Source organism: Campylobacter sp. BCW_4341 (assembly GCF_001764255.1).
Taxonomy (GTDB): domain Bacteria; phylum Campylobacterota; class Campylobacteria; order Campylobacterales; family Campylobacteraceae; genus Campylobacter_D; species Campylobacter_D jejuni.
Map to the genome: position 1 here is coordinate 1 of NZ_MKAH01000008.1, position 2,611 is coordinate 2,611.

The following is a 2,611-nucleotide window of genomic DNA, read 5'->3' on the forward strand; positions in this document are numbered from 1 at the left end:
AGAAAATAGAGAAAAACTCATAAAAACCCTAATAATACACTTAAATTCTTATTTAGAGGCTGAAAGTAATCTACAAAAAATCAAGATTTTAGTCAAAATATATCAAAATTTACAAAAATGTAGCCGAACTCCTGATCTTATTGACATAGAAGAACTTGAATTTAACAAAGAAGACATTTTCGAAGAATTATTTTATACTTTAGGCGGTTTAGGAGGTATGTATTCCGTAGAAATAATACAATCAAGAATTGCAAATTTCATCAAAATACTTGGCGGAGAGCCTAAGCTTTTATTAGAACAATTTTAAACACATAGACTTCTTCTTGAAGTCTATGCAAATACTCAATTTTAGAAAAATTAATTATTCAATAACGCAGCTTTTATTGTATCATTTGTTGCTTTGGCATATATAGTAGTAGTATTTAGATTTGCATGTCTTAGAATTTTTTGTATGACCACAAGGTTTGTTCCTTTGGCTGTTAATCTCATGGCTAAAGTGTGTCTAAGCAAATGAAGTCCTTTTTTGCTGATCAAAGCTTTAGCGTAAATATTATTTACAATCAAAAAAGCATTGCTTCTATTTAAATGTTTTCCTGTGCTAGTTTGCATTATGTAATCACTATCTTGGATATTTTCTTTAAAATATTCAAGCTCATCATCCACTTCTTCTTTTTTAATAAATGCAAATTGTTCTTTACCGCCCTTGCCTATTATGGATATTTTTAATATTTCATCTTCAACCTCTTCAAAATCACAAAGTTTTACATTTAAAGCTTCAGAAATTCTAAGTCCTCCATAAAGCATAAGTTTTATCAGTAAAGAGTTTCTAAAACTATTATAAACTTCTTTTTTTGCTTTTTCTTTCTCTAAAACATTATTTAGCCTTATAATTTCATTTTCATTAAGATAATTTAATTTTTCTTCTGATTTTTCTGTTCTAAATCTAATTTTCTTCATATCAAAGGAAAAAATAAACAAATCATCATTATTATCGCTTATAAAAAAAGCTAGTTAATACTCTCAAATAAGTTATTTTTGTTTTTTTTGATAGTTTATTGCCATTTTTTGAATTATTTTCTAAATAATTAAGAAAATTGACTAAAAAAGTCGTTTTTATATCGTTTATTTGCATTTCATCTTGATATTCTAATAAATATTCTACAAATTCTAGTAAAATACGCCTATAAAGTAAAAAAGTATTATTTGAATAGGATAATGCTTGAATATGTTTCAAATAAGCTTCTATCCAACGCTCTAAATCTTCGCTTATTGTAGTATTTTTAAGTTTCATTTTATTTATATCCTTTTTTTATAACATAATAATATATTATGTTATATTTATTTGCTTGTGTTAATACCAAAATATATATTTTAATAGGCTTATTTTGAAATAAGATTATGTTATATATTTTAAATTATACCATAAAAATATTTATATTTTTGCATTATTTGTCTATTTATACAATTTTTTATTAAAATTATGGTATAATTTATATATTTTAACAAATTAAAGGATAAAAATGGAAAAAAATACAATAAATAATGAAAATATTCAAAAAAATGAAATATTAATTCCAAAAAGAGTTTTATTTGATGAAAAAACATTAAAAATGATAGAAATGATGATTCCTACTTACAAAGATGAAATTTCTAATGCAAATAAAGAAAATGAGAAAATTAATCAAATGATTAAGCTTGCTATAGAAAAAATGTTTAAAAATGATTTTTTGAATAAAATAAATAATTTTTAATTAGGTTTTTTTATGAATAATGTTTTGTTGCACAGAATAACTGAGAAAGGAAACATTCGCTATTATAGCATAGAAATTATTGCCACTTTATTTGAGGAATATATGGTTGAGAGAGTTTACGGAAATGTGCGTTTTAAAAGTTGCACAGGAAGAAAAAATAATGTATTTCCAAGTTTTAATGAGGCACAAATTTTTTTGAGAAGTTAAAGAAACAAAAAATGAAAAAAGGGTATGCGTAAGTTTTTGCTCAAAAAATAAGAAAAAAACATTGATAAAATAGGCTTTTGAGATAAGCTTTTAGCTAAACTCTCAAAAACAGGTAAAAAATCCTTATCAAATCCGCTAATTTCAATTTTTATAGCCATTTATATCCTTTCTTATATAATTTTTATTTTTATTATACCATAAAGGGTTTTGTTGTAAATTTTTTATATATAAAATTACATAAATAAGACAATCAAAATACAATATAAAAGATTAAAGAATAGTAAAAACGGTTTTTTAAAAAAACTAATATAAATATATGGCTAATTATATAATTAATCCTCCTCTAAGCCATCATTAATTCCTGCTTCTGCAAGTTCAAGCTGTTCTTTTTGATACACTTTATCATCTTTAAAGGCTTCAAAACTTTTTTCCCATAAAACCTTTCTTTGCTCTATATATTCTTGATCTTTACACATATTAATCCTTTTTATTTATCAGGTTTAAAACCACTATCTAAAATTATTTTTGTCATTGCACCTTTAAGTTTATCAAAACGATTTAAAGCTTGCATATTACTAACTCTATTATCATCTTTTTTATAAAACACTTTAAAAACTTCATCACTTTGTTTGTGTTTTACCATATCATCTAAA

At 23.5% G+C, this 2,611-nt stretch carries 5 protein-coding genes and 1 pseudogene; 3 read left to right on the top strand and 3 right to left on the bottom strand.

The features are described from left to right. The first annotated feature begins 19 nt into the window (after nt 1-19). Complete coding sequence (locus tag AJN70_RS01430; protein ID WP_186821006.1) at nt 20-307, top strand: hypothetical protein; 288 nt, start codon at nt 20-22, stop codon at nt 305-307. A gap of 50 nt (nt 308-357) precedes the next feature. On the opposite strand, the pseudogene AJN70_RS09995 reads toward AJN70_RS01430, so the two are convergent. Next, nucleotides 358-1,291 (bottom strand): annotated as a pseudogene (locus AJN70_RS09995) (tyrosine-type recombinase/integrase). Between the two features lie 229 nt (nt 1,292-1,520). On the opposite strand from AJN70_RS09995, the gene AJN70_RS01440 reads away from it, so the two are divergent. Both AJN70_RS01440 and AJN70_RS01445 read left to right on the top strand, forming a co-directional pair. Further along, nucleotides 1,521-1,751 (top strand): hypothetical protein, encoded by a 231-nt coding sequence (locus AJN70_RS01440; RefSeq protein ID WP_044779695.1) that lies wholly within the window; start codon nt 1,521-1,523, stop codon nt 1,749-1,751. A gap of 12 nt (nt 1,752-1,763) precedes the next feature. After that, a complete protein-coding gene (locus tag AJN70_RS01445; RefSeq protein WP_038401389.1) occupies nt 1,764-1,958 on the top strand; it encodes a polymerase in 195 nt (64 codons plus the stop codon). Here the strand turns inward: AJN70_RS01445 and AJN70_RS09550 are convergent. Further along, nucleotides 1,955-2,116 carry a hypothetical protein gene (locus AJN70_RS09550; protein ID WP_162842081.1) on the bottom strand — a complete coding sequence of 54 codons (162 nt, stop codon included), beginning with the start codon at nt 2,114-2,116 and terminating at the stop codon, nt 1,955-1,957. The two genes, AJN70_RS01445 and AJN70_RS09550, sit on opposite strands and share 4 nt — an antisense overlap. A gap of 174 nt (nt 2,117-2,290) precedes the next feature. Continuing rightward, the gene (locus AJN70_RS09555) at nt 2,291-2,434 is read right to left on the bottom strand and encodes a hypothetical protein (RefSeq protein ID WP_002807233.1); all 144 of its coding nucleotides are present in this window, start codon (nt 2,432-2,434) and stop codon (nt 2,291-2,293) included. Nucleotides 2,435-2,611 lie beyond the last annotated feature (177 nt).